The organism is Cyclobacterium amurskyense (genome assembly GCF_001050135.1).
GTDB lineage: Bacteria > Bacteroidota > Bacteroidia > Cytophagales > Cyclobacteriaceae > Cyclobacterium > Cyclobacterium amurskyense.
Window position 1 is genome coordinate 1,319,438 of the sequence record NZ_CP012040.1, and the last position, 25,062, is coordinate 1,344,499.

General features: G+C 38.5%; 18 protein-coding genes. 11 read left to right on the forward strand and 7 right to left on the reverse strand.

Annotation, left to right across the window (positions count from 1 at the left end; all coding sequences use genetic code 11):
* Positions 1–44 precede the first annotated feature (44 nt).
* Together CA2015_RS05270 and rho are read right to left on the reverse strand one after the other, a co-directional pair.
* Positions 45–1,769, reverse strand: a complete 1,725-nt coding sequence (locus tag CA2015_RS05270) for a hypothetical protein (protein WP_048640956.1) — start codon at positions 1,767–1,769, stop codon at positions 45–47.
* 245 nt (positions 1,770–2,014) lie between these two features.
* The gene (rho, locus tag CA2015_RS05275; RefSeq protein WP_048640957.1) at positions 2,015–3,856 is read right to left on the reverse strand and encodes a transcription termination factor Rho; all 1,842 of its coding nucleotides are present in this window, start codon (positions 3,854–3,856) and stop codon (positions 2,015–2,017) included.
* A 275-nt stretch (positions 3,857–4,131) separates the two neighbouring features.
* On the opposite strand from rho, the gene CA2015_RS05280 reads away from it, so the two are divergent.
* Positions 4,132–5,226, forward strand: a complete 1,095-nt coding sequence (locus CA2015_RS05280; RefSeq protein ID WP_048640958.1) for an AI-2E family transporter — start codon at positions 4,132–4,134, stop codon at positions 5,224–5,226.
* 543 nt (positions 5,227–5,769) lie between these two features.
* Here CA2015_RS05280 and CA2015_RS05285 read toward each other — a convergent pair.
* Genes CA2015_RS05285 through CA2015_RS05300 form a run of 4 tightly spaced genes read right to left on the reverse strand, consistent with a single transcriptional unit; the run spans position 5,770 to position 11,737 of the window.
* Entirely contained in the window at positions 5,770–6,090 is a 321-nt protein-coding gene (locus CA2015_RS05285) for a glutaredoxin family protein (RefSeq protein WP_048640959.1), read from the reverse strand.
* Positions 6,087–7,523 carry an MFS transporter gene (locus tag CA2015_RS05290; RefSeq protein ID WP_048640960.1) on the reverse strand — a complete coding sequence of 479 codons (1,437 nt, stop codon included), beginning with the start codon at positions 7,521–7,523 and terminating at the stop codon, positions 6,087–6,089. The genes CA2015_RS05285 and CA2015_RS05290 overlap by 4 nt, the downstream gene beginning before the upstream one ends.
* Positions 7,524–7,531: 8 nt before the next feature.
* Positions 7,532–8,992 carry a sucrose phosphorylase gene (gene gtfA, locus CA2015_RS05295; RefSeq protein ID WP_048640961.1) on the reverse strand — a complete coding sequence of 487 codons (1,461 nt, stop codon included), beginning with the start codon at positions 8,990–8,992 and terminating at the stop codon, positions 7,532–7,534.
* Positions 8,993–9,052: 60 nt separating this feature from the next.
* Entirely contained in the window at positions 9,053–11,737 is a 2,685-nt protein-coding gene (locus CA2015_RS05300) for a TonB-dependent receptor (RefSeq protein ID WP_084011651.1), read from the reverse strand.
* Between the two features lie 252 nt (positions 11,738–11,989).
* Here CA2015_RS05300 and CA2015_RS05305 point away from each other — a divergent pair, with 252 nt between their 5' ends.
* The gene (locus CA2015_RS05305) at positions 11,990–13,036 is read left to right on the forward strand and encodes a LacI family DNA-binding transcriptional regulator (protein ID WP_048640962.1); all 1,047 of its coding nucleotides are present in this window, start codon (positions 11,990–11,992) and stop codon (positions 13,034–13,036) included.
* Between the two features lie 136 nt (positions 13,037–13,172).
* Here the strand turns inward: CA2015_RS05305 and CA2015_RS05310 are convergent, their stop codons facing one another.
* Positions 13,173–14,138, reverse strand: coding sequence for a glycoside hydrolase family 43 protein (locus CA2015_RS05310; RefSeq protein ID WP_084011653.1), 966 nt, complete (start codon positions 14,136–14,138; stop codon positions 13,173–13,175).
* A 565-nt stretch (positions 14,139–14,703) separates the two neighbouring features.
* Here CA2015_RS05310 and CA2015_RS05315 point away from each other — a divergent pair.
* From CA2015_RS05315 to CA2015_RS05355, 9 genes are all read left to right on the forward strand, one after another.
* A complete protein-coding gene (locus tag CA2015_RS05315; protein WP_048640963.1) occupies positions 14,704–15,744 on the forward strand; it encodes a ThuA domain-containing protein in 1,041 nt (346 codons plus the stop codon).
* 29 nt (positions 15,745–15,773) lie between these two features.
* Positions 15,774–16,625: a sugar phosphate isomerase/epimerase family protein gene (locus tag CA2015_RS05320; RefSeq protein WP_048640964.1), complete on the forward strand. Its 852-nt coding sequence runs from the start codon at positions 15,774–15,776 to the stop codon at positions 16,623–16,625.
* Between the two features lie 63 nt (positions 16,626–16,688).
* A complete protein-coding gene (locus CA2015_RS05325) occupies positions 16,689–17,513 on the forward strand; it encodes a sugar phosphate isomerase/epimerase family protein (RefSeq protein WP_048640965.1) in 825 nt (274 codons plus the stop codon).
* A gap of 3 nt (positions 17,514–17,516) precedes the next feature.
* A complete protein-coding gene (locus CA2015_RS05330; RefSeq protein ID WP_048640966.1) occupies positions 17,517–18,320 on the forward strand; it encodes an alpha/beta fold hydrolase in 804 nt (267 codons plus the stop codon).
* Positions 18,321–18,460: 140 nt separating this feature from the next.
* Positions 18,461–19,153 carry a hypothetical protein gene (locus tag CA2015_RS05335; protein ID WP_157470324.1) on the forward strand — a complete coding sequence of 231 codons (693 nt, stop codon included), beginning with the start codon at positions 18,461–18,463 and terminating at the stop codon, positions 19,151–19,153.
* 125 nt (positions 19,154–19,278) lie between these two features.
* Positions 19,279–20,409 (forward strand): FG-GAP repeat domain-containing protein, encoded by a 1,131-nt coding sequence (locus tag CA2015_RS05340; protein ID WP_048640968.1) that lies wholly within the window; start codon positions 19,279–19,281, stop codon positions 20,407–20,409.
* Positions 20,410–20,581: 172 nt separating this feature from the next.
* Positions 20,582–22,159, forward strand: coding sequence for a calcineurin-like phosphoesterase C-terminal domain-containing protein (locus CA2015_RS05345; RefSeq protein ID WP_048640969.1), 1,578 nt, complete (start codon positions 20,582–20,584; stop codon positions 22,157–22,159).
* 473 nt (positions 22,160–22,632) lie between these two features.
* A complete protein-coding gene (locus CA2015_RS05350; RefSeq protein WP_048640970.1) occupies positions 22,633–23,148 on the forward strand; it encodes a cupin domain-containing protein in 516 nt (171 codons plus the stop codon).
* Positions 23,149–23,476: 328 nt separating this feature from the next.
* Positions 23,477–25,033 carry a sulfatase gene (locus CA2015_RS05355; protein ID WP_048640971.1) on the forward strand — a complete coding sequence of 519 codons (1,557 nt, stop codon included), beginning with the start codon at positions 23,477–23,479 and terminating at the stop codon, positions 25,031–25,033.
* The last annotated feature ends 29 nt before the right edge of the window (positions 25,034–25,062 follow it).

Genomic DNA, 25,062 nt, shown 5'->3' on the forward strand with positions numbered 1-25,062 from the left:
AAAAATTTATTTAAATACAATCATCCAAAAAAATGGGTGATAAACTAAATCTTCATGATTTTCATTCTATAAGCTTCTCCTTGATAAAAAACTTCCAAAACACCTACTCCTCTACTGGCATTGCTCACCACTGTTTGTAACCATTGGTCAAGCTCAATCCCTACTTCACCTTCAAAGCTTGAAGAAGAGGAAGTCTGTAAGAACCTTACATTAATGGTTCCTGTAACATCTCCAGATACCAATTTAATGTTTAATGATGATCCATCCGTAGGGTTTGGATAGGCAGACCATTTTATTAGTTCACTGCTAGGAACCTGAGCAGAAGCCTTGATAGACACCACATCACTTACCATCTGATTACCATCAAAATCAACTTGTCTGATCCTATAATAAACCATACCTACCAACTCCTTCAATTCCTTGTCTTCAAAAGAATACCTGCTTACATCATTTGTCCATCCTGAGGCATTGATTTCAGTGATTTTTTCAAAGTTGCCAATACCACCAATAGAACGCTCAACTTCAAAATGACTGTTACCATCTTCAGAAGCCGTTTCCCAAACCAGTTGAGAGGCATTGTCATTGGTAACCTCTACATCAAATGATTTCCATATAACTGGTAGTGCAAAACATCCACTTCCGTAAAATGAATTCCCTTTAAGGTTAATGTGGTAGGTAGTCTCTTTTGTGGAGTTAGGATAATCACAAACATACATTGCGCCATCATCCTTCCCGTTCACCTTAGCACCACCGCTAGCTACAAGCGTTCCTCCTACCATTACCTCACTATTGTCTTCCAAAGTTATTGTACCATTGGTCATCCCAATATTACCATGTATTGTTCCTCTTGACTTGTCTTTTAATTTGATATCAGCCCCTCCACTCGTAGTATAATTCGACTCAAAGGAAAATTCAGCATCGCCTTCTACTGTCATTGATCCACCATACCCCATATCAACATCTCCAATTAAACGGATACTTGCATGGTCCTTCAAATTAATTGACCCGCTACTTCCAGTAGAAGAAGTTCCTCCTACAATTAGCGTACTCATTTTATACATGTTTAATGAACCATTTCCAATAAGCATATTTCCAGTAACATCAGCTTCTCCCGAAAACTCTGATGAACCAATATTAATTTCTCCACCTGATGAATAGTTAAGATCAACTGTCTGAAAATGTCCAAATATGTTTAGAATACTCCTACTTTTTACGTGGGTTTCTTCATTAACCACTAACATTCCACCTTCTTCAATGGTGATTTCTGGCTTATTGTCTCCTATTTCAAAATTATTAATAGTCATTTTCGCATTGTTAGGAACTACAATTTCCACGGCTCTATCAATATCAAATTTTCCATTTACTACCAACTCAGCACCTTCAGCCAAGGTTATTGTTGGTACAGATCCTCCACCGTTTATAGTGATATTATCTTCAAAAATTAATTTTCCATTTGGCCCAACCTCAAGACTTGAAAAAACTCCGCTACCAAAACCTGAAATATTCCCATTATATGTAACCTCATGATTAATAACAACAGTAACCTCACAGCCCCAGTTTTTAGAAATAGGTGGTTGTCCGTTACTTAAGTTGCTCCATTGAGAACAGCTCGTAGAACTTTGCCATGTATTATTCGATTTCCACTCCCCATCCTTTGTACTTATAAAGTCCTGAGAATAGGCAGTTTCAGAAGCCAACCCGATAGCAATCGTGAAGATCACAATAATAAAACTGTTAAATGACTGAGTAGAATTAAAAAGGACTTTCATTGCTGTTTGTTTTAATTAACAGTATAAAAGTACCTTCAAAACCCGCCGTTTAGGGGAATAATCGATAAACGCAGGATTTCTGGGGTTAAAGCATGAGAAAACAAAGGTTAAATAAAAAGGAAAATCAAAAATCTGTATTCAAAAAGTGTTTTTTATGGTTTAAAAAGCAAAAACCCGTATAAAACGGGTTTTTGCTTTTTGGCCATTGGCCTTAAATATTTGATAGAACTTAACAGCTTTATAGATTAACTATTCATGCTAATTAAAAATTCTGCATTGTCTCTTGTACCTTTCATCCTCTGTAATAAGAATTCCATTGCTTCTTGAGAAGTCATGTCGGACATGATTTTTCGAAGTATCCATACACGTTGCATCTCTTCTTTGTCCATCAGAAGATCTTCTCTTCTTGTACCTGAACCAGGAACATCTATGGCTGGATAAATCCTTCTGTTTGAAAGTTTTCTATCTAGAGATAGCTCCATATTACCAGTACCTTTGAATTCTTCAAAGATCACTTCATCCATTTTAGAACCAGTTTCAACAAGTGCCGTAGCAATAATGGTAAGTGAACCACCATTCTCCACATTCCTCGCTGCTCCAAAGAAACGTTTTGGCTTATGTAGGGCATTGGCATCAACACCACCGGATAATATTTTTCCTGAAGAAGGCACTACTGTATTGTGAGCTCTTGCAAGTCTGGTAATTGAGTCAAGCAATATAACCACATCGTGTCCACACTCCACCATTCTCTTTGCTTTCTCTAAAACCAATGCAGCTACTTTTACGTGTCTTTCAGCTTGTTCATCAAAAGTAGAAGAGATCACTTCTGCTTTTACAGAACGTGCCATGTCTGTCACCTCTTCCGGTCTTTCGTCAATTAATAGAATCATCAAATGAACCTCAGGGTGATTTTCAGCAATTGCGTTGGCAATTCTTTGTAAAAGCACCGTTTTACCAGTCTTTGGCTGGGCCACTATCATGCCTCTTTGTCCTTTTCCAATTGGAGCAAATAGATCTACAATACGTGTAGACAAATTATCATGTGTGGTTGTCAACCTCAATCGTTCCTCTGGAAACAATGGTGTAAGGTATTCAAATGGGATTCTATCTCTTATTTCATCTGTAGTCTTTCCATTGACCGTCCCTACTTTTAGTAAGGCAAAATACTTCTCGCCTTCTTTAGGAGGTCTAATCTGACCTTGAATATTGTCACCTGTTTTCAGGCCAAAAAGTTTTATCTGTGAAGGAGATACGTATATATCATCTGGAGAAGCCAGATAGTTATAATCCAAAGAACGTAAAAACCCATATCCATCAGACATTATCTCGAGAACACCTGAGTTCTCTATAATACCATCAAAATCTTTAATAGTTACCGAAGGCTTTCTTTTAGGGGAATAAGCTTTCTCTTGAGTTGGTTGATCTTCTGAGGTTTCTTTGGCTGGCTTCCGCTTCGTGAACTCAGGTTCAGAATTTGAGGAATTGCTGCTAGTATCTTGGCTTGTTTTAGTTTCTTCAACGTCTACTACAGCTCTTCTCCTTGGCCTAAAACTTCTTCCCTTATTTTCATCCTCTTTAGAAACTTCAGTTGGTCTTTTATTCGCCACCTTCTCCTTGTTGGATTTATCTACACCTTCTGATTTTTTTGAATCAGGTTTGCTAGGTCTATCTTCTGATTTAGAAGGTCTGTCCTCTTGTTTGGAAGGTCTATCGTCAGACTTGATTGGTCTTTCTTTAGCCTTAACAGGTCGGGAAGGTTTAATGTCTTTATCCACTCCTTCAGCACTGTCGTTCTGAATTTTGGTGACATTTTGCCTTTTAAACTTTGGCTTTTCTTCGCTTACCGGTTTACTTTCTTTTATATCGGTATTTGGTGTTTTTATATCTTGATCCGCCTCTATCTCCACTTCCACTTTAGATGGTTTTTTCCTAGGTAGGGATTTCTCAGGGGTGATAGCTTGTTGGTCCAAAATGGCATAAACCAAATCTTCCTTTTTTAAAGATTTAAAATTTTTTACCCCCAACTCCTCTGCTATCTCTTTTAATTCAGACAGTAGCCTGATTCTTAATTCTTCTATGTTATACATAAAAAACGCGTGAATGTAATTCTAGACTGTGTAAATGATAAAATGGTATGTATCTTGATAAGTATAAAAAGGTATACAGACAATTCTGAAACTGCCAGGGTGGCAATCTTCTGCTTTTCGATCCTACAATATTACATCAATCACCAGTAATACGCAAATTTTTATGAAATAGTTATTAAAATAGTGAAAACCAAGCACCTCTGCATTTAGAAATGAATTACTGGTTTACTGTTTTACTAATTCTTATTTTTATTGCTCCATTCAATTGCTTTTCTATGTCTACTGCCAAACTTCTACCAATACAGCATTTAGCGTATTCTCTAATCTCCATTTCCTTATTGCTATGGTTGTTAAATATAGGTGCCTTTATATTGGTCCCTTTGGTTTGGGGTATCTTTTTCGCTTTTGCTTTGTATCCTGTTAGCAAAAAACTAGAGTCCTTTTTTCTACCCAGGTCTTTTGCTATTGCTGTCAGTATTGTATTTGTAACTGCTTTAGTGGGAGCAGTTATTTATATTCTGATTAATCAAATGGTACTTTTGCTCTCTGACATTCCTGAAATAAATACCCTATTGCATGAAAAAACGAATAAGTATTGGTCTGAATTAGAATCCAGTATTGGCATAAATAGTTTTTTAGACAAAGAAGAGTGGCAATCTATCAAATGGTTTGCCGATGGGAATCTAAATGAAACGCTTTTTAACACAGGCAAGTCGATTACATTAATCGGAATAATTCCCTTGTATATTTTTTTACTACTTTACTACAGAGATTTTTTTGTGGCTTTCTTACTTAAGGTATCTTCCAAAAGAAATGAGGCCATATTAAAATGGGTAGGTGATGTTGGTAGGGTTATTCACGCTTATCTGATAGGTATGGTAAAAGTCACCCTATTTGTAGCGCTATTGTCCGGTCTGTATTTTTACTTTTTTGGCGTCAAATATTATTTATTGTTTGCCCTGTTTATAGCAATATTAAACCTTATACCTTATATAGGTGTGGCCATTAGTTCTGTTCTAGTCATTTTCTACGTTTTCCTTACCTCTGACACAGTTCTTGCACCAATCCTTACCCTTGCTGTACTTTGGGGAATTCAACTTATCGAAAACAACTTAATCACGCCTTTGGTAGTTGGTGCTAAAGTCAAAGTCAATGTGTTGGCTGTTGTATTGGCTGTACTGATTGGTGGAGCGGTATGGGGAATTTCTGGAATGGTGCTATTCATCCCCTTGGTTGGAATTTTAAAAATCACCCTCGATAAGATTCCCTCGCTTCAACCTTATGGCTATTTATTAGGAGACGATTTTCCCCAAGTTGATAAAGGCCCATCTTTCTTTCAGTACCTAAAACACAAATGGGCTAAAAAATAATTAGACAGCAGAAACAGATTTAACCTTTAAAGTCAGAGTGCCTAGGCAGAAATACGCATCCAAACCATTTCTCCAAATTAACGGGGATACTGCAACAAAACCTTCAAAGGTATAACTGCCAGCAACACCTCAAAATAAAGCCTATTTTTTTGATTAAGTTTACAAGAAGAATATAGAAGTTTTTTAGAGAGGATTTAAATTGCCTTATCCCGCTTAGAAATCAACCCATACTTCAATAAACGAAACAAGCCTTTAAGCCTTGGCCTTACCATACCTGGCAAACTAACCACCATTGATGCAAAAAACCTTCTACGCCTCAAATAACTTTTCGGCATACTAAATTGCCTCCGTGGACGAGATGAAATTATACTCATATTTTAAGGATCTAGAAGTTAGAAATAGAAGACAGGAGATTTTCTCCCAACTCACTCTTATCACCAACCTATTAATAAAGAATAGGTTATCCTAATTTTTGAGTTGATTCCTATTTAATATTTCTGATTTTCTTGCGATTACCACACTTCCCGTAAACATGAGACAGGCTTATTTTATTGATTTTAATACCCTTTGCAACTTCTTAAAATCTGCCCCTATAATTAATTGTTTACCATTTAGGTCAAGGACAGGGATGGAAACATTGCCTCGAATTTTATGTTTTTTTAATTTATTAATCATCTCCAATTCTTTTTCCCGATTTACATCTAGATCATAGAAAGTATATTGCATTCCTGCACTGTCTAAGTCATCCTTGAGTTGAATACAATGATTGCATTTTTCACTTCCGTAAATGATTATTTTATTCCCCGCCTGATGCTTGCATCCAAGGCTAATTACAATTACTATAATTAAAAAAAGATTTTTCATATATTACTTTCTGAAGTATTTAAACGTATAGCCAATACACCTGCCACCATAAATGAACCTCCAGCAAAAAGGATCGCATTAACAGGGTTGTCATTTAGCAAATTATGTATTATAGGACCAAAGGTTACGGTTTGAATAAACATAGGCACCACTATCATCATGTTTACAATCCCCATGTATACTCCTCGCCTTTCATTTGGAATAACTTTGGAGACAATGGAATAAGGGACGCCCATTATGGTCGCCCATCCGATCCCCAATAAAATCATGGGAAGAAGCAATAGAATTTCATCCTGAATAAAAGGAAGTACTAACATTGCAATACCTGTTAAAAAAAGACTAGACACATATACTAACTTATTACCGAACTTGGCAGCAAGTGGTACTAGAGCCAATGCAACAATCATGGTAACCAAATTATAAGTCCCGTTCATCAAGCCTGTTTGGGATAATGCCTGTTCAGACAAACGTTGTATGCCTTCAGCAAATTCTAAATCAGCCGGACTTACCACCGAGCCACTCATGCACAGCGCTTTGATCGTCTCAAATTTTAATATATCATTATTGCTAATTCCATATATAGAGGTTCTCAACATCGGTGTAATGAATTGCCAGTAAATAAATAAGGCATACCATTGAAATAAATAGACTACAGATAAGGTTTTTAACAATTTGGGCATATCGGCTATTGCCCCTATAATTTCTAAAATAGGAGCAGTTGCTTTTTTTAAAAAAGGTATGTCATTGTTGCGTTTCAATATCTCCAGCTCTTTTTCAGAGGGCGGGATTTCGGGGGTCTTGATTACTGACCAAAGAATGGTACCCATTGAAGCAACTGCCCCTAGAAAGAAAGAATAATAAACCCAAGTTGGAATTCCTGAAACCATAGCGGAGGTAGGGTCACAAATTTCTGAAGCTATATCATGGTGAGAAAACCAGTCCTGAAACAGAAATATGGAAAAGTTGGCGATAGTAATTCCTGCCCCTACGAAAAGGCTTTGCATCTGAAAACCATAAGTCAGTTGCTCCTCAGGTAACTTATCCGCCACTAGCGCCCTGTAAGGTTCCATAGCAGTATTGTTTCCCACATCAAGTATCCAAAGTAAGCCTACGGCAAACCAAAGTTCTGAACTGTAGGGGAAAGCAAACAAACTAAGGCTTGCTATAATCGCACCTATCATAAAAAAAGGCTTTCTTCTCCCCCAGCCTGGCACCCAGGTTTTGTCAGAAATGGCCCCTATTATAGGTTGGATGATAAGTCCCGTTACAGGACCTGCCAAATTCAATAATGGAAGTTGAGCATGGTCTGCTCCTAAAAATGAAAAAATAGGGTTAACTGCAGTTTGTTGAAGTCCGAAGCTAAACTGGATTCCGAAAAAACCCAGATTCATGTTCCAAATCTGCCAAAACGATAGTTTGAATTTATTGGTCATTGATTTTTCTAGAATAGTTGAAGCATGGAATTTCCCGTACTATCTGAATAACTTATTCTTAAAATATTCTCCTCAAAATCAACATTAAGTGTTGATTTAAACTCATCCTTGACCCATGTTAGAATAAGTGCATCGGAATCACTTTTTTCAATAATAAAATCGCCTTCAAATGAAGGATGATTGTTCCTGAACTTCATTAGCTTTATCAGGGATTTAACTACATTCCTTTCCAAAGCCATCCTTATTTCCTCATTTTCATAATAGTGCCTATTAATATCACGCCCTACCTTAGTTTTTCTGAGCAGCTTCATGTCATTTTCTCCGGCAAGCAATCCCACATAATACACCTGAGGTATACCTGGGCAGAAAAATTGAATAGCCCTGGCTATCAGATAATCCTGATCATTTTTACCAAGGGCATCATAAAAGGAACAATTGACCTGATAAAGATCAAGGTTAGATGCTGCTTCTCCAGTTGCTTCAAGGCTCTGCCCATTGGCATTTTTATGAATACTCTGAACTAAAAGGTCCACATCTTCATCAGTTAGTAAACCTGGGTTACCATTACTCCCTGTAACATCTATCACTCCTATACCATCATGTGTATCCAATACTGTCACACAATTCCTCGGACTTATTTCCAGCCAGTTCTTTAACTCCGTAAATCTTCTACTTCTTATACTATGAAGCACTAATGGGGGCAAGGCAAAATCATAGACAAAGTCAACTTTCTGTGCAATCTTAATCTGTTCTCGATAATAAGAATGAATTTCAACCAATACTTCCATTCCTAATCGCTTTGCTTTCCCTGCAAATTTATCGAGAAACTTATAGGTTTCTGGAAGCATGAAACAAGAAGTACCTGCCTTCTTAATTGCATATCCAGCTGCATCCAATCTAATCATCTTAATGCCTGCCTGACTAAATTTTTCAAGTATGGAATTCAGGTAGGCCTCACCCAATGGATGCAAAACATCTATATCCAACTGGTTACTTGTAAAAGTAGTCCATAAATTTATTGATTCCCCATTTGCAATTGTTTTTTTCGTAAATGGTATACTGGGTCTGGGCCTGTATATAGCCTCAATATCCTCTACCGAAGCCCCCTCAGAGAATACTTTTTCTTTGGTCAGGAATAAATCAAAAAATGGGGAATCAACACCTTTTTCTTCCACATCCTTAAACTCCTTAGATTGAGCAGAAACGTGGTTTACTATAATGTCTGCCAATATATCAAAATCTGTACTCATTTTGGAAACATCCGTCCATGAACCTATCCTCTCGTCTACCCTTGTATGATCAATTGGGTCATACCCGGCATCTACACCGTCAATAGGGAAATAAAAAGGCAATAAATGAATCCCTCCAAATGCATCTTTAAATTCGTTCTTAATTAATTTATGGATTCCTTTTAATCCATTGTCTCCAAGCCTATTGGCATAGGTTATTAGTTGTATCTGGTTTTTCACGATCTAATTCATTAAATTGAAAAGGGCAGTCATTTCTGACCACCCCCCCCAATCATATGCCTAAAATTTAAACTTAAGTGTAACAGAGGTTGTACGACCATTGATAGATCTAGCCCTTATCACATTTGTAGCTCCGTTTGTAATGGAACCTTCCTCTGACTCTGTCAATCCAAATGCATTAAACAAGTTATTGGAGTTAACACCAATCGAAAGCCCCTCTACTATATCATAGTAAGCAAAAGCATTCACTTGAGTATATCCCGGCATTACCAAATCGTTATTATCCTGAGCATACATATCGGTAGTACCTATAAGGTTAAACCCTACAGTACCCTTTTTAAAATTATAAGATGGCGTCAGGTAATAAATAAAATCTGCCTGCCTCCTTGGAGTATTCCCCTCTATTTCAGGATTTAATTTATCTTTTGAGATTTCAGCCTTTGTCCAAGTAACACTTCCTCTCACATCAAATTTCCCAAATCGTGCTGCTGTTTCAAGTTCTAGTCCTAAGGCTGTATACTCTCTGTCAAAGAACTGTTGAGTAGTTGCTTCAAAATTTTGTTCCTCGAGATTTGAATAAAAGGCTGTTCCGAAAACACCTATTTTAGGTGATTTATATTTAAAACCAGCTTCCATTTGCGTAACCATATCAGAATTTAATCCACCTACAGCAGATCCGTCAGCAGCTATTCCCGGGCCAAACAATAACCTATCAGCATTAGCCCTACCACCACGGCTATATCTTGCAAAAGTTGCCTGACTATCTGAGATTTTGTAATTCAAACCCAAAGAGTAAGAAAGGTAACTCCAATCGTAATTAATTGGGTTTGCATTTGCATTATCCACGGAGGATACACTTTGCTCAGGCACTGAAATCATCCCATCTCGATTCATATCTATAGCAGATTGTACAGCGCCTGCATAAGTACCAAAAGCGCTACCATAATCATACCTCAAACCCGCATCAAGAGATAGCTCACCAAATTCAAAACTGGTATTTATGTAAGGTGCATTCACATCATAAACTGCATCATAATTTCTAGTACAGCAATTATCCCAGAAAGGAACCCCATAAGCGGTAAGTCCATTTTCAGTATAAGTAGTATTACCATCTGCACTCGAAACGTCTAGTAAAGCTGCATTGGTGGAGTTAACTTCCATCAGGTAAGAATTCCACAACCAAGACATATTGATATGTTGGATACCTTTATAAAAACCAAAAGTAAAATTGACATTGTCCATTTCCTTTGACAGTTGTAAGTCATTGGAAAAGTTATTGAAATTATTGAAGTCCACATCAAAAAGGTGTATTCTCATAGCCAGTCCATTGCCATTTAATGCGGATGGATTACTTATTATATTTCCTGCATTTGGGCCATTAGCATAACTTAAGACCGAATTATCACCTCCAATTGAGTTAGCCATCGACTGGGCATCAGTCACTTCTGAAGGAAAAGGGGACACAAAACGTCCTGTATTAAATTGCTGTCTGAATTTATTGACGATAGACCAATCATTGCCTAGGAAAAAGTTAAACTCACCTCCAATTGCAGTAGATATAGGATTCATCCCTTCCTGAAGACTACTCCTTCTCAAGTTCCCATCTGCTCCCATACTCAAATTAGTCATTAAATAAGGTGAATGAGGAGTTCCGGTAAGCGCGTTGAAATTATTAACATTCCCTAATACAGGAGAACTATTTGACCCTGTCACCTGCACTGGCATAGGAAGGTAACCAATAGACCTGTCGTTGAGATGCTTAAAATACAGTCTAACAAAACCTTTATCAAATTTCTTAGTAAAATTAGCTTTGATTTGCCCACCAGAATTTGCATTATAGCCTGCATCCCTAGGGCCTTCTCCTTGTCTCCAAAACCCGCCTATGTGAAAGTTCATATCTTCTCCAATAGGAGCACCATATTCGAAGTCAGTCCTGAATGTATTGTAATCCAGCCCAGCTGTGGTTGCAACTGAACCACCTTCAACTTTACCTGATTTGCTTATAAAATTGATAACGCCCGCAGGAGAATTACTTGCAAGTACTGATGCCGATCCTCCCCTTAGCGCCTCTATTCTGTCAATCGTATTATCTGCTCTTAAGAATATATCGGCGTTACCAAATGAAATATCACCAAACTGCATCACTGGAAGTCCATCTTCATGTAATTGTAAGAATTTAGCACCTCCTGTGGCGATAGGTATTCCTCGGACAGTAATATTTGCATTGCCTTCTCCACCTGTTGCCTCTGTTTTCACTCCAGGTAGATTTCTGAAAATTTCTGCAGTGGATCTTGGTGCTGCCTGATTAAATTGGTCTGTCCTTATAGAACTCACAGAAATACTTGATTCAATGGCGGTTTTAGGATCTGTATTTCCTGTTACTATGACTACATCCAAACCAACAAGGTCCGCACTCATCTGGAAATCTCTGGAAATATCACCTTGTCCTAAAACTACAGGTTCCTCAATAGTTGAAAACCCTAAAAAAGAAACCTTCAAGATATGCTCCCCTTCTAAATTTGTTTCCAAATTATATTTCCCATCAAAGTCTGAAATTGCTCCAAGAGAAGTGCCTTCCAAACTTACAAGGGCGCCAATAATAGCTTCCCCAGTTTGCTGATCTGTAATGGTTCCAGATAGCTTGGTTGATATCTGAGCAAAGGCATTAAAATCATTTATAAAAAAAATTAATGCTCCTATGGCGATGATAAATGTTCTTTTAATATTATTTTGAATAATTGTCATGATTGGGTCATTATTTAAGTAATTGACTTGAATTATTTATCAAACTGATAAGTGAATAATACTCTGGCCAAATATTATTTATGCCCCAAACATGAAAAACATTCGGTTAATAGTCAATAGCAATAAAATATGTAATATTACGTAATCGATTACGTAACCGATTTCGGTTAAAAATTATTTTTAATTTATAATAATTCTAAATTAAAAACACCTAATCTGACATAAATCCTTTCAACAAATAACTCCAAAATTATGCCTAAAATACGTGTAACTTTAAAGACAATAGCCTCCAAATTAGGCATTTCTGTACCTACTGTTTCCCGAGCATTAAAAGATTATCCTGATATCAGTAAGGAGACAAAAACGGCAGTACTAAAGCTTGTAGATGAACTTCATTATATCCCCAACAACCTGGCACTCAACCTGCGCAAAAACAAATCAAATATTATAGGAGTAATCATTCCTGAAGTTGTGCACTTTTTCTTCTCCAGTGTTATTAAGGGAATAATGCAAACTGCCGAAAACCATGGATATTCAGTACTACTCACTCAATCCCAAGAACAACTAAAACTCGAAAAAAAACACGCAAAATTGCTATTTTCATCCCATGTTGATGGGTTATTGGTTTGCCTTTCGGATGAAACCAAATCTTTTGATCATTTTAAAATCTTTGAAGAGTTCAATATACCATTAGTATTGTTTGACAAAGTACTCGACACAGATACGATAAGCCATGTCATTATTAACGATAGGGAAGGTGCTTTTCAAGCCACCGAACATCTGATTCATCAGGGCTGCTCAAACATCCTTTTTCTCAAAGGACCGAAGGATCCTCTTAATACAATAGAGCGCTTTAATGGTTATAAAGATGCCTTAGAAAAATACAACATTCCTCTAGACTCTTCTAATATTAAGAGCTGTCCTCACATAACAAGACCTGAAGCCTACCATCTAGTAGAAAAAGTGATTAAAGAAGGCCAGCTTTTTGACGCAATCTTTGGTGTCAGTGACATTTTATCTATCGGAGCACTGGGTGCCTGCCAAGATAATGGGATTAAAGTCCCTGAAAAAGTTTGCATTATTGGTTTTAGTGATTCTGAAATGTGTGAAATTACAAGACCTCAATTAAGTTCAGTCTACCAACCTGGATTTGAAATTGGTGAAAAATCAACACTAAAGTTAATACAAGAAATCCAACATATCGAAAACGATGGAGAACAAAAAGCAGAACAAATCATTCTAAAGTCCTCATTGAAGATAAGGGAGTCAAGCAACAGGATCTTGAAAACATTTTGTTAGAAATGATATCATCTATTCCTCTTTGCTCATCAGTAAATACTAATTCATATGGAATTGAACCTCACAATAAAATCTTTGAAGTAAAGCTTTATTTTAAGTTTATTTCTAATAATTTACTAATCTAAAATTCATAATATTACTTCATCTTCAGCAACAATTCATCCAAAAAAGACGCATCTACCTTAAATACTGTGCCATGCCTGGTACCTTCAGGAAAACTTATTTTCTCAGAAATATCCGTCCAGTTTTCCAGATCTGAGGACATCACTGCTCCCATACTGTGTTCTGTATATTTATCGAAATAGACAATCCATTGATCACCAACTTTAGTAATCGTGGGACCCTCAGCCCAGTATTCCCCGGTAATTGGCTCGCCTGCATCCCCATAGCCATCGGTAAGCGATTTACTTACAGCTATGCGAATATTCTTCTTCGCTGGCTCTCGGGTTTCATCCTTCACGAAAAGATAATATTTATCCTCAAGTTTCTGAATAGTACCATCAATCACATTAAAGCCTGGCTCGTAGAACAACTTGGTTTCTGAAAAAGTCCTAAAATCTTTTGTCGTCACATAATATTGCCTGTGATTGTAGGCGTTGTCCTCTTGAGATTGTGTCTCAGGATAAAGACCAGTTATGGTGGTGGACCAATAGATAAGATACAACTCTTCCTCATCATCATAAAAAACCTCGGGCGCCCAGGTATTGCGGGCATTCGGTTCATGGGCCATTACCGGTATAAACTGTTGCTCTGACCAGTTGATCAAGTCTTCGGAATAAGCATAACCTATTCCTTTCTCTTTCCAACTAACCGTCCAAACCATATGAAACAGTCCATCTCCGCCTTTAATTATACAAGGGTCCCGCATTAGCTTATCTTCACCTACTTTAGGTGTCAATAAAGAAGCCCCATCATTCATGGCTTTGAAAGTATAGCCATCTTTAGAATAGGCGAGATGCAACCCATCTTCACCATTTCCAGTGAAATAGGAAAAAAGATACACTTCTTCTTCCTCCATTTCTTTCTGGTCTGATGAACGACAGGAAAATAACAAAACCAGCACCATTGCCAGCATCCATGAAGACTGCTTTCTAAAAGACATAGCTATTAATTTTTAATTTTAACCCTAAGATAATAATAGATAATACATTTAAAAATCAATTTAAATTTCAATCACACAGTAAATATGGAAAACCCATAGGGTAAATACAATTAACATTATAAACTTACCATTGCGTTAATTAACTGCAGTTAGGAAAGTTTAACTCAACCAAATATGCTCTTTAGGAGTAATGTTTGCTGTTTTACTTTATCAGACTCATAGGTAAAGGAGAAATCCAGCCTTAGGCAGCTAACTCAGTAGGAGATTTGGCCTACGACAACTGGATAAGAACACCTATCTTTGAAATCTTTGACTCAAAGTTAAGGCTGGGAGATTTTGTTGGAATAAATAAAAAATGAATTCTCTCGTGCAAAGGTATAATGCGTACAAATTATAAACCTATTAATTCCTTTTAGGGCCATCTTTGGAAGGGAAATAGAAAAAAAATGAAATCAATTGTGCTTTTCGCTCCTTTTATCCCAGATTACCTGTATCTATTTGAATAAATGAAGGATTCTTCCAAACAATTTTCTTACTTTAATTCTTGAAATAACACCTAATATAAATGAATACAAAAAACCAATTTAAAAGCAATAGCCTCAAAGTAGCTACCCTCTTTATTTTTACCTTTATTTTGTCAGCAAGTTTGACATTTGCTCAGGGGGACAAACTTCTGTTACAGTTTAAAGGAGAAAATGGTGCTGGACAAGGAAAAAACGTCGTTCTAATAAGTGGCGATGATGAATACAGGTCTGAGGAAGGACTGCCAATGTTGGCTAAAATACTTTCCAAACACCATGGTTTTAACACCACTGTTCTTTTTGCCATTAACCCTGAAAACAACCAAGTTGTCCCAAACTATAAGACCAACATCCCTGGAATGGAACACCTTGAAGAGGCTGATTTAGTCATTATACTTTTGCGTTTCAGGGAACTCCCTGACGAGCAAATGAAATATTTTGACGCTTACCTTAAATCCGGCAAACCTTTGATTGCTTTGCGGACATCCACTCATGCTTTCGCTTATAGTAAAGACAATAAGAGTCCTTATGCAAAGTACCATTGGCAAAGTAAAGTACCGGGCTGGGAAAAAGGTTTTGGTAAAAAAATATTGGGTGAAACCTGGGTGGCTCACCACGGACACCATGCGGTAGAAGGCACACGTGCCCTTTTAGATGGCATCCAAGTTTCCGCTAAAAACCCACTATTAAATGGAGTGGCAGATATCTGGGCTGCTTCAGATGTTTATACAGTTACTTCCTTAGGTGAAGATGCAGAGGTATTGATCCATGGAGCATCTACAGCCGGAATGAATGCAGAAGCACCCATCAACTGGAAAAAATCGCTAATGCCTGTGGTATGGACAAAAAGTTACCAAATAGAAGGTGGTAAAAAAGGAAAAGTGTTTGCCAGCACACTTGGAGCATCCATTGACTTGTTAAGTGAAGACTTACGTCGATTAATTGTAAATGCCAGCTATTGGGGATTGGGAATGGAAGAAAAAATTCCTGAAAAAGCGGAAGTTACAATTGTTGGCAATTATGCGCCCACGATGTTTGGTTTTGACAATTTCCGTCATGGAATGAAAGTTACTGATTTCGAATAATTTTTAAAGCCTAAAATATTTAACATATAATGAATAAGATTGGATTTAATGTCCTTGCATGGTCTGCTTCAGTTTCTGATGATTTAAAACCCATCATTGAAAGACTAAAAGAGATAGGATATGATGGGGTGGAATTTTTCGTAGGTTCACCGGATGCAAAAGCATACAAGGAAATTGGGGAATTCACCGCGAATGCTGGACTTGAAAGCAGTACTGTTTTCGTACTAGGACCTGATGAAAACCCTATAGACGCAGATGCTAAAGTAAGGGCAAAAGCCCTGGACAAAATGAAATGGACCATAGACCGTTCTCATGATTTAGGAGCAAAGGTAATCTGTGGCCCTTTCCACTCTGCCTTCTCTACATTTGCCCAAAGAGCCCCTAATGAGGATGAATACAGTAGAAGCGCAGAAGTTTTGTACCAAGCAGGAGAACATGCAAAGCAGGCAGGAATAGTACTTACCCCCGAAGCCTTAAATCGTTTCGAATGTTACTTGTGCAACACCATGGACCAATTGCTGCATCTGATCAATAAAACAAATCACCCGAATGTTTTGGCAATGTTTGACACTCACCATGCTAATATTGAAGAAAAAAACCTGGGAGATGCCATTAGAAAAATAGCACCTGTTTTACACCATGTACACATCAGTGAAAACGACAGAGGCACACCGGGCTCAGGTCATGTCCCTTGGGACGATACCTTCGCAACTTTAGCTGAGATAAAGTTTAAAGGATGGCTGACCATAGAAGGGTTCACCAGAAATGACCCCGACTTTGCCAACTCAATTGGTGTTTGGAGAGATTTTTCTGAACCTTGGGAAATGGCCGAAAACGGCTACAAATTCATTAAAATGATGGGAGAAAAACACGGTCTCTAGAGCTCTTTTCAGTTTGAACCCCTGTATTTATTAAAAAAACAATAACCTAAATAACCATAAAAAATGTCTGATTTACCCTTTCGCTTCGGCGCCGAAGTTTACACTTGGTTCATGAGTAACAATGGGGAAACCTACAAAGGCCAACTTGGCCATATGATAGAGGTGATCTCTAAAGCAGGTTTTACCGGAATTCAGCCAATTTTCACATGGATGGGTCCTTTGGCTGATGCAGACCTATTAGAGGAAAAGCTTAAAAAAGAAAACATCTCACTTGCTGCAGTGGCCTTGGCTTTGGATTGGAACGGAAGCAAAGAAACTGATGAAGAGAAAAAAATTGCTGATGAAGCCATTAAACTCTTGTCCCGATTTCCCGGTTCCGTATTGTGTACCGTGCAGATACCTACTGGAAGGCATGAGCTCGTTCAACGAAGAAAAAACCTGGTAGACATCGTCAATACCGTATCGGCCAGAGCAACAGACCAAGGCGTAACGAGCAGTTTCCACCCCAACTCTCCCCATACTTCCATTACCCGAACAGAAGAGGACTACAAAGTAATTCTAGAATCCCTAGACCCGAAAGTTACTGGTTGGTGCCCTGATGTAGGACACATTATCAATGCAGGTATGGATCCTTTGGCAAAGATGAAGGAATACAGTTCACTGATCAATCACGTTCACTACAAAGATTGGGATGGAAACCCTGAATTCACCCTTATGGGCAATGGAAAAGTAGAATTAACAGGCATTACACAATGGCTAAAAGACGAAAAATTTGATGGTTGGATCATTTGTGAGGATGAAGGTCAAGAGGCTTTAAAAGACCCTGATTTTGTTACGCTCCACGATGGTAAATGGGTGCAAAAATCACTTATCCCAAAATTGAAATAGCCAATGCCTACCGTTAAAACCAATGGAATTAACCTCTATTATGAGGAAAGTGGACAAGGTGAACCCCTGCTTCTTATCATGGGAATCACTGCACCTGGAGCAGTCTGGAAAAAGCACCTGGAATATTGGAAGCAATCTTTCCGATGTATCGTTGTAGATAATCGTGGTGTAGGACAATCGGACAAACCTCCCGGCCCTTATTCAACAGCCCAAATGGCTGATGACTGTGCAGGTTTACTTGCGCACTTGAAATTAGATAAGGTAAAGGTGGTAGGTGTATCTATGGGAAGCACAATCGCCCAGCAACTCGCTATCAGGCATCCACAGCTGGTCAAAGCCATGGTGCTCATGTGTCCTTGGGCTAGATGTGACAATACTGCCAAAGATATCTTTAAGCATATGATAGACATTAAAGCCAGGTTAAGGCCAGAGGAATTTAGCAGATACATTCAACTGCTAATTTTCTCAAAAGCCTCCTTTGACGATGAAGAGAACTATCAAGGAATGCTTGAGGATCGGGAAAATGCTAAAAATGACACCAACCCTCAACCACTTATCGGATTAGAGGGACAGGCAGCAGCTTGTATGGACCACTATGTACTAGACGAACTGCCAAACATTAGCCAAGCGGTTCTCGTTATCGGAGGAGAAGAAGATAAGTTCACCCCTCCTTGGATGACTAAGGAAGTAGCTACTTTGATTCCAAATGCGGACTTACATAGCTACCCTGAAAGTGGTCATGCTTTCCACTGGGAGAACATTGACGACTTCAACCCCAGGGTAAACAACTGGCTTTTAGAAAATTAAAAACACTCCTAACATGGCCAATGCTTGACAGCATTGACCATGTTCTTTTAAGGTTACAGGACTTATTTTTTGATAAGAATATTTTTTTCTTTATATTAACCATTGCCCCTACAATTCCTACGAACCTATTATTTACCCCAATGAAATTTATTATTCCAGCTAAAAAGCTATTCAAGGCTTTGTTGGTGGCAATCGCTGTATTGTTACTATTAAACATCTTTAGTATTTATCTTAACATAAATGATAAAGGTAACAATCCCTTACATTCATTTATAATTCGCCTTTTCGACTTTAATCAGGAAGCAAATGTACCCACCTTCTTTTCCTCCTTACTTCTATTAGCCTCCTCTTTATTATTACTTCTCATCACATTTTATAAAAAGACAAGAAACAGACGCTATGCCGGTTGGCTAGGTTTGACTTTACTCTTTTTTTTCTTCACTCTGGATGAAGCCGCATCAATACATGAGTTCTTCTTCACCTTTTTCGAGGGAAAACCAACCCTATCAGGCTACCCCTTATATTTCTCGCTTTGTATTTTTGCTATTGTTCTTTTCCTTTTAGGGCAAATCTATGTTCCTTTCTTTAAAAGCCTCAATCGAAAATTAATGAATCTAATGCTGATTTCAGCTATTATATATATTTCAGGGGCACTAGGATTAGAGATTTTGAGTATTGAAACCTTGGATACGAATGGGGTGAGCTTTGGCTACAGATTACTTTATACAGCCGAAGAAACCATGGAAATGATTGGCCTGGCCGTTTTTATTTATACCCTCAATTGGTACTTGTCTACCAAAAGGCTAAAAGTTTCAATTTCACTTACTGAGTAAAACTTCACCACAGCCTCACTTCCCTTTAGGGTATTAATATTAATTGAACAAAGATTAATCTTACCATTCCTACAAAACTAGACAGTACAGGATAGTTGTGATAGATAAACGCTTATCTTTAAAGCATGAATCTAACCCTTAATATCGCACTTATACTGGCAGGATTGAGCAATGATCCCAAGCCCATAACTTTTGAAAAGCAACTTATTGCTATGGAAACGGCCGAATCGGCAGGTGTCTTCGATGTAGATGGAGATGGACAACTGGACATTGTATCCGGTAGTTATTGGTACAAAGGCCCAGAATTTACCAAACGACAACTGATCGGTCAGGTAAAACGGATAAGTGAATACTTCGATGATTTTTCTACCATCCCTATGGACGTCAATGGCGATGGCAATATGGACTATGTCACTGGTGGATGGTTTGGTAAGACCCTCTATTGGATGGAAAATCCGGGTAATAATAAAGAATGGGCAGCTCATGAAATTGCCAATCCCGGCAATGTAGAAACCACACGAGCCTGGGATGTAGATGGAGACGGTCACCTGGACATTGTCCCCAACACTCCGAATCAACCGCTGGCTTATTATACTTTAATCCGTAATGCAGCAGGCAAAGGAACAGCAAAGTTTGAAAAACATCCAGTAACTGAAAAACACGGTCATGGCCTGGGCTTTGGCGATCTAAATGGAGATGGAAGAGGAGATTTTATCATACCTGAAGGCTGGCTAGAAGCACCAAAAGATTTGAAAAACGGAACATGGAAACTACATAAAAGCTTTGAACTAGGTGGTGCAAGTGTTCCGATCATTGTGGTTGACGTGAATAAAGACGGTTTGAATGACTTCATTGTTGGTCAGGGCCATGATTATGGATTGCATTGGTATGAACAAGTGAAAGAGGGTAATACCATAACATTTAAAAAACATGCCATCGACCCCTACCAATCCCAATACCATACCATGGAATGGGTAGACATAGACAACGATGGAGATATGGAACTGGTTACTGGTAAACGCTACCGTGCCCACAATGGCAATGATCCCGGAGGGAATGATTGGATGGGAATGTATTATTTCAAGTGGAATGGAGAGTCATTTACCAAAAATGTAATCAGCTATGGGCCTTTTGGAGAAGGCAAGGGGGCCGGTCTGTATTTCTCTGTTGCTGACTTAAATGGCAATGGAATGAAAGACATTGTGGTGGCCGGAAAAGATGGTTTGGTTGTGTTTCACAATAAAGGAAGTCGCTGATAACAATATCCCAATTTAACCTGGTTGTTAATACTGGGTGTTTGAAAAATAACTTTTATTTAATAGGTTGCCCTAATCCTTGATTAGGGCATTCTCTATATTTGATTTTCATTCCGGAAGTAGGATAGTTCAGACATTCCTCTTCCCAGGTATTTTAAACAAACAATAGCTCATGAAAAAACTAATCAGCTTTTGCTGGGCCATCAGTCTCAGTTTTAGCCTACTGGCACAAAACAATGTAGTAGGATATGTCTATGAAGACAGTAATCAAAATGGGAAAAAAGAACGCCGAGAAAAAGGCATTCCAGAAGTGGGAGTTAGCAACGGAAAAGAAGTGGTACTCACAAACAGTAAAGGAAAATACTCCTTACCAGTAGGGTCCGACAATATTATCTTTGTTATTAAACCTAGCGGTTTTAAAGTACCAGTTGGAGAAAACCAACTCCCTGATTTTTATTATATCCACAAACCCGAAGGATCCCCAGAACTCAAATACAAAGGAACCGAACCTACAGGTAAACTCCCAAAATCAATAAATTTTGCCCTTCATAAAATCGAAGAGCCTAAAAATTTTACTGCTATGATTTTTGGTGACCCACAACCTTATAACACTACAGAATTGGATCAATTTGCTAAAGGAGTAGTAGATAAGGCAAAGATGGAAAGTAATATCAGCTTTGGTATCAGTCTTGGGGATCTGGCAGGAGATGACCTGGATTTACATCCACCATATGTAGAGATCCTAAAAAGGACAAGTTGGCATTGGCACAATGTAATGGGCAACCATGACATGAACTATGATGCCACCATAGACGAGCATTCTGATGAATCTTTTGAAAGGGTATTTGGGCCTTCCACTTATTCTTTCAACCATGGAAATGCTCACTTTATCATTTTAGATGACATCCTTTATCCAGATCCCAGGGATAGCAAAGGCTATTGGGGTGGTTTTACAAAAACCCAGTTGGACTTTATAGAAAATAACCTGAAGCATGTAGACAAAGACAAATTGATTGTTTTGTCCTTTCATATCCCCTTTCTCCACATCAATGAAAATGGTTTCAGGAACAGTGACCGACAAAAAGTTTTTGATCTATTGAAGGATTACCAAAATGTATTGGCCCTATCCGCACATACCCATTTGCAACGCCATAATTTCTACACCGAAGAGGACGGATGGAAAGGTCGTAATCCTTTTCATGAGTACAATGCAGGAACCACTTCTGGCGATTGGTATTCCGGGAAGATAAATGAAGACGGGGTGCCCATTTCCACCATGCGCGATGGCACTCCAAAAGGATATGCCCTATTGCATATAGAAGACAACCAATACAAAATCGATTATCAGGTAATCGGAGCACCTAAAGGACACCAAATAAAGATCTTTAACCCTAAAGTAGTGGCCAACAACAGAGGCACAGGTTCAGGCATCTTTGCCAACTTCTATATGGGAGATAAAAATGATCTAGTTGAATACAGAATTGACAACGGTCCTTGGAAAAAAATGAACTGGGTGGAAGCCCCTGACCCTTCCTATGCAGCGGCTGTAATGGAATGGGATCTGATGGAAGAATTAGAACCAGGAAGAAGACCATCCAACCCAGTTAATGCCACCCACCTTTGGAGAGGCAGTATAGATACCAAATTATCGGTAGGCAAACATAAAATCACTGTAAGGGCCAAGGACATGTTTGGTCGAACCTTTACCGAAACGAGCGAATATACTGTAGCTGAACCAGTGGCTTATTGATTCACTACATAGGAGAACCATTTGAATGGGTGGCTAAAGTATTAAGAGTTTAACTCCTGATACTTTAGCCACCTTTTATGTTTTAAGCCAGCTCTATATCACCATTTGAGCGTAAATAACCTATTCATGGTTTGAAAACGTTAACCGGGGAAACCCTTTAAACCCGAAATATGCAATAGACAATCTATTACGTGCTGAAATCGCTTCAAAATCAGTCACTTCGTTGCTGTTTTCAATCTCAACATAGCGGTGCTACGCTAAAATCTCCAAACAGCCTGATTTTCTTGCGATTGCAACACTTCCCGTAAACACGGGACAGGCTATCACCCCTGACATTGGTCAGGACGGAGAAATCCTATTACATAACCCGAGTTAAAGAAACAAAATTGTAACGCATAAAAAATTTATAATCAACAAATCTTTCTAAAAAAACACGGCTAAATAAGCAATTAAAAAAATTAGTATATTTATAAATGCATGAAAATTCAATCAATAAAATAATTGACGTATTAGGTTTGGCCCCACACCCTGAGGGAGGATATTTCAAAGAAACTTATAGAAGTTCCGGTGAAATCCTACAAGACTGTTTACCGGATGATTATAAAGGCAATAGAAATTATTCAACCTGTATCTATTTTTTAATGACTTCAAATAATTTTTCCGCTTTCCATAGGATAAAACAAGACGAAATTTGGCATTTTTATGACGGCTCTCCAATCAGACTACACACCATATCAGAATCAGGAATACATGAAGAGCACCTTATCGGACGAGATTTAATTAAAGGCGAAGTCCCTCAATTTATCGTTCCAGGAGGTTATTGGTTTGGCGCAGAGGTAATCAATAAGAATTCCTGTTCTTTAGTGGGCTGCACAGTCTCTCCGGGGTTTAGCTTTGTAGACTTTGAACTAAAATCCAGATTAGAACTAATTAATTTATTTCCACAGCATAAAAAAATTATTGCTAATTTAACCCGAAATATGCAATAGACAATCTATTATGTGCTGAAATCGCTTTAAAATCAGCCACTTCGTTGCTGTTTTCAATTTCACCATAGCGGTGCTATGCTAAAATCTCCAAACAGCCTGATTTTCTTGCGATTGCAACACTCATCACGAATTCTATTACATAATCCGGGTTTAACACATAAGTGAAAAACAAAAATTAACATTATAGGCTTAAAAAGCCTTAACTAAACCCTATTTCACTCCAAAACATACAATAGCATAGCTATTATCTAATACAGCCATATAGCCAGATCATCACTGTGTTTTAATTGCAACTTCTTGTACCACTAATAATCCTCCTCCATCACCTATGAACAGTTTACCACTAAAATTCCGCTTTTCCCTATTCGTCTTGACTTTGCTGCTACTCAGCAATTGCAACCCTCCACAGCAACAAATTGAGGAGAAACCAAACATCTTGTTTTTAGCGGTGGATGACATGAATGACTGGGCTGGCTTTTTGTCTGGCCACACGGGAATGAAAATTCACACCCCTAATATAGACCGACTGGCTGCAGCTTCAATGATTTTCACCAATGCACATACTCCAGCTCCGGCTTGTGCGCCAACGAGAGCGGCTATCCTCAGTGGAGTACATCACGCCCGTTCTGGGGCCGAAAACGTATACTGGGGAGACGGGCCTAAATGGCGGGATTTTGAAGCACTAAAGAAGGTAACTACTCTTGAACAGTTCTTCAAAAAAAATGGCTATAAAACATTGGGGGCAGGAAAAATTTACCACAGTCAGGCCCCACCATGGGATGCTACAAGTCAGGTAGAACCAGCAAACTGGGATTTTTACTACCCTAGTCCTTATATTTCCCACCCTTATCAGATCCGTGCACCCGAAGAGGTCATCTATCCGGAAGAGGTGGACAATGAAAACCGCCCTGGAGGTGGAGCAAATAGTTGGTGGACCTGGGGAGCCATTCCTGTTCCTGATGAAAAAATGGCCGATTATCATGTAGCAGACTGGGCCAGGTACCAACTCGGGCAGCAGCATGACAAACCTTTTTTCTTGGCCGTGGGAATGTGGAAGCCACATGACCCTTGGGAAGTTCCCCAAAAATATTTCGACATGTATCCGCTGGAAGACATCGTTTTGCCAGAACGTAAAAAAGATGACTTGGAAGATTCATTTGACCATGGGCGAAGATGGATAATGAAATGGGTATTGGACAATGATCAATGGAAAAAAATAATCCAGTCTTATGCAGCTTCCATCACTTTCTCTGACGCCATGGTAGGAAGGGTATTGGATGCCTATGAAAACTCTGAACATACCGACAATACCATTGTCGTATTATGGTCTGATCATGGTATGCATATGGGAGAAAAAGACAATATCGAAAAATTCACCCTTTGGGAAAGGTCTACGAGAGTACCTTTACTTATTTCTGCTCCTGGCATGTCTCTAGCAGGAAAGATATGCGAACAACCAGTTAGCTTAATGGATTTATACCCTACCCTGGTAGACCTAGCGGGATTTGAAGCGCCTACACACTTGGACGGGAACAGCCTTTTACCTCAACTAAAGGACCCAAATACTAAAACTTCACCTGTCATATCAAGTTATAAATTCTCCTACAAAAAAAAGGAGGCCGTCACAGGCCATGCTGTGAGAAGTATGCGGTACCGCTATATTTATTATCCTGAAATCAACCTGGAAGAACTCTACGATCACGAGAACGACCCAAACGAATGGAACAATATTGCCTATAAAGAGGGAAATACGCAGGTCATTGACGATCATAGAAAAGCACTTTTGGATATGTTGCCTCAGATGCTTTGGAAGGAAGGCCAGCCGGAAGGTTATACAATTGACAAAGATGGCAATGTGAAAATGAATGACTTTGAATCGTTTTAGGAGGATCAATATTTAAAAAACAACAGGAG